Source organism: Sulfitobacter sp. (assembly GCF_041552635.1).
GTDB lineage: Bacteria > Pseudomonadota > Alphaproteobacteria > Rhodobacterales > Rhodobacteraceae > Sulfitobacter.
Genome location: NZ_JBFEKM010000282.1, coordinates 1 through 3,151, shown reverse-complemented (window position 1 = coordinate 3,151; position 3,151 = coordinate 1). Strand labels below are relative to the sequence as shown.

The following is a 3,151-nucleotide window of genomic DNA, read 5'->3' as shown; positions in this document are numbered from 1 at the left end:
TGGTCCAGTCGGTGTAATGCGACAGCGAATTGACCGCGCGGATCGACATCATCGGACCTTCGAAGGTGGACATGCCGTAGAAGCCAAGCGAGATCACGAACATCCGCAAGACCGGATCGGTGCGCAGCTTGTCCCACGCCCCTTGCAGGGTCATCAGGCCGTTGATCATGCCACCCCAGCTGGGCATCCACAGCACGATCGAGAACACCATGCCAAGGGTCGCGGCCCAATCGGGCAGGGCGGTATAGTGCAGGTGGTGTGGACCGGCCCAGATGTAGAGAAAGATCAGGGACCAGAAGTGGATAATGCTGAGTTTGTAGGAATAGACCGGACGGTTCGCCTGTTTGGGAACGAAGTAGTACATCATCCCAAGGAAACCGGCAGTCAGGAAGAAGCCCACGGCGTTGTGGCCGTACCACCACTGCGTCATCGCGTCCTGAACCCCCGAGAAGACCTGAACCGACTTCGAGCCCCAGAAGCTGACCGGGATCGACAGGTTGTTGACGATATGCAGCATCGCGACGGTGATGATAAAGCTGAGATAGAACCAGTTGGCGACATAGATATGGCGTTCACGGCGCTTGAAGATCGTGCCAAGGAAGACCACCAGATAGGCGACCCAAACGATGGTCAGCCAAATGTCGACGTACCATTCGGGTTCTGCGTATTCTTTCGATTGGGTTGCGCCCAACAGATATCCGGTTGCCGCCAGAACGATGAACAACTGGTAGCCCCAAAAGACGAACCACGACAGATTGCCCCCGAACAGCCGCACCGAACTGGTGCGCTGAACGACATAAAACGACGTACAGATCAGCGCGTTGCCGCCAAAGGCAAAGATTACCGCCGAAGTATGCAAGGGCCGTAGCCGGCCAAAGTTGGTAAAGGGTTGGCCCCAGTCAAAGTTCAATTCGGGAAAGGCCAGCTGAAATGCGATGAAGGTGCCCACGAGAAACCCCGCGATGCCCCAAAAGGCAGTCGCGATCACACCGGCGCGGATCACCCCGTCAGCATAGCCTGTTGAGGGGACAGCTTCGGGTTCATCAATGCCCCGCAGGGTCCAGATAAACAGACCCGCAGCGACAGCCATGATCAAAAACGCATGTACCTGATAGGCCAAGTCATGGGCCCAATTGACCCCCATTGCGGCCACCAGGGCCAAGAGGGCCAAAATGACGAGTTTAAAGTAATTCATAGTGCACCTTAATTATTTGCATGCCTCTTTTTTCGGAGACCTGCATCTGTTCCTAGGCTTTGGACTAAACGCAGCGTGCGGGCCGAACCTTGATCTGCATCAAGTTTACCGGCTGTGCGCGGCTTATCTTACGACATGGACCGCAGATTTTGCGTGACGCACCACATGGCCAGCAACAGAACCCAACAGAATATCCGAAAGTGCGGGTTGATGGGACGCGATGACGATGCAATCGATTCCGTTTTCCTCGGCCCAGCGGGTGATGCGGGGGCCAGCGCGGCCATCCGCGATGGCTGCGTGCCCGTTTGGGATGTCGGCTGCCAGATCCTCAAGCCGCTTCGCCACGGATTCACGTGCGGTGATCATATAGTCAGCCGGCACATAGTCGGACACATAGACGGGGATCGTCTCTATGACATGAAGCAAAGTGATCCGCGCGCCGGGATCGGCCATCGCGGTGGCCGCTTCAATGGCGGTTTGGGTTTTGGCTTCTTCATCGACGACGACGGGAACGAGGATATTAGCATACATGGCTTTGATCTCCTGATTAGACAGGTAAAACAAAGCGGTTTGCGCAAGGATGCGCTTTGATGCAGATCAAATTTGCGGTTTTAATAAATTAAGGTCTTAGAAAGCAGACGGATCAGACCAAGGGGCCGCCGTCGGCATCATCGCCTGTAGCCAGATACAATGCGTCAAAATCAATGACCTTGAACTGCCGGCGGTCCGAGAATGTCAGAATGCCGTCTTTCTTCATTGCCCCGAACTGGCGGCTGACGGTTTCCAGCGTTAACCCCAGATAGCTGGCAATTTCTTCGCGGGTCAGCGGCAGGGCCAAGGGGCTGAGCGGGGTTTGTTCCCCAGACATATGCTGGCGTCGCACAAGCATCTGCACAAAGGTCGCGATCTTTTCCCGCGCCGTTTTCCGCCCCAAAAGCACCATCCAGTCGCGGGCTGCATCCAGTTCATCCAGCGCCATCTCAAGCATGCGTTGTGCCACATGCGGCGTTGTCGCGACCAGATCCTCAAAGGGTTTGCGCTGGAAACAACACAAGGTCACATCCGTCACCGCCACCACGTCGAATTCGATCTGCGACCGTCCCGGCCGCCCGATAAAGTCTGAGGGAAACAACAAACCGACCATCTGCATGCGCCCGTCTTCCATGGTCTTGCCCAAGGTCGCGACCCCGTCCACCACGGATCCGACATAGGTCAGGCCATCGCCACGCCACAAGATCGGATCGCCAGCCTTGAATGTCTTGTAGCTTTTGATTTTCTCAAGCATGAGCAATTCGTCTTCGTTGCAGCGGGCACAGACCGCGCGGTGCCGGATCGGACACGCGCTACAAGAGGGGTGAATTTTTTCTTCAAGCATCATTATTTGATCTACATCAAGGAAAGCTGTCTCGTACTTTGCAACCTAGCGGTATGACACATATTGAGCAACTTCATTCCGCCGGACTTTTTGATACGAACGCCCCGCGTTACACCAGTTATCCGCCCGCCAATCATTTTGGCAGCGGCATTGGCGGTGCCCGGCAGGCTGAATGGCTGCGCGCGGTGCCCGACGGGGCGCAGGTGTCTCTGTATCTGCACATCCCGTTTTGCAAGCGTTTATGCTGGTTTTGCGCGTGCCGGACCCAAGGCACCAAGACGATGCGGCCGGTTGATTCCTATGTCGACACGTTGCTGGTCGAAATTGACCGCCAGCGCGCTTTGTTGCCAGCCAATGTGGCGATGTCACGGCTGCATCTTGGGGGCGGCACGCCGACGATTCTGACACCTGACGTCATGGCGCGGCTGCTGGACCGTGTGTTTGATCGCTTTGACACCGGTACGGGTTTTGAATTTTCGGTCGAAATTGATCCGACCGAGGCGTCCGAACCCTTGCTGGATACGTTGATTTCATATGGCATGAACCGTGCAAGCATCGGTGTGCAGGATTTTGACCCACGG

The 3,151-nt window shown here is 56.0% G+C and carries 4 protein-coding genes; 1 reads left to right on the top strand and 3 read right to left on the bottom strand.

The annotated features are described in order from the left end of the window. From ccoN to fnrL, 3 genes are all read right to left on the bottom strand, one after another. Positions 1–1,195 (bottom strand): cytochrome-c oxidase, cbb3-type subunit I (gene ccoN / locus ABYT07_RS20025; RefSeq protein ID WP_372993770.1); only part of this gene is annotated, 1,195 nt, incomplete at its 3' end. A 123-nt stretch (positions 1,196–1,318) separates the two neighbouring features. After that, the gene (locus ABYT07_RS20020; RefSeq protein ID WP_372993769.1) at positions 1,319–1,726 is read right to left on the bottom strand and encodes a universal stress protein; all 408 of its coding nucleotides are present in this window, start codon (positions 1,724–1,726) and stop codon (positions 1,319–1,321) included. 112 nt (positions 1,727–1,838) lie between these two features. Continuing rightward, positions 1,839–2,573 carry a transcriptional regulator FnrL gene (gene fnrL / locus ABYT07_RS20015; RefSeq protein WP_372993768.1) on the bottom strand — a complete coding sequence of 245 codons (735 nt, stop codon included), beginning with the start codon at positions 2,571–2,573 and terminating at the stop codon, positions 1,839–1,841. A 50-nt stretch (positions 2,574–2,623) separates the two neighbouring features. Here fnrL and ABYT07_RS20010 point away from each other — a divergent pair. Continuing rightward, on the top strand, positions 2,624–3,151 hold a 528-nt coding region (locus tag ABYT07_RS20010), incomplete at its 3' end, for a radical SAM protein (RefSeq protein WP_372993767.1).

Excerpts from the sequence above, each read along its gene's own strand:
- ABYT07_RS20020 (WP_372993769.1), bottom strand. The coding sequence starts at position 1,726 with ATGTATGCTAATATCCTCGTTCCCGTCGTCGTCGATGAAGAAGCCAAA.
- fnrL (WP_372993768.1), bottom strand. The coding sequence starts at position 2,573 with ATGATGCTTGAAGAAAAAATTCACCCCTCTTGTAGCGCGTGTCCGATC.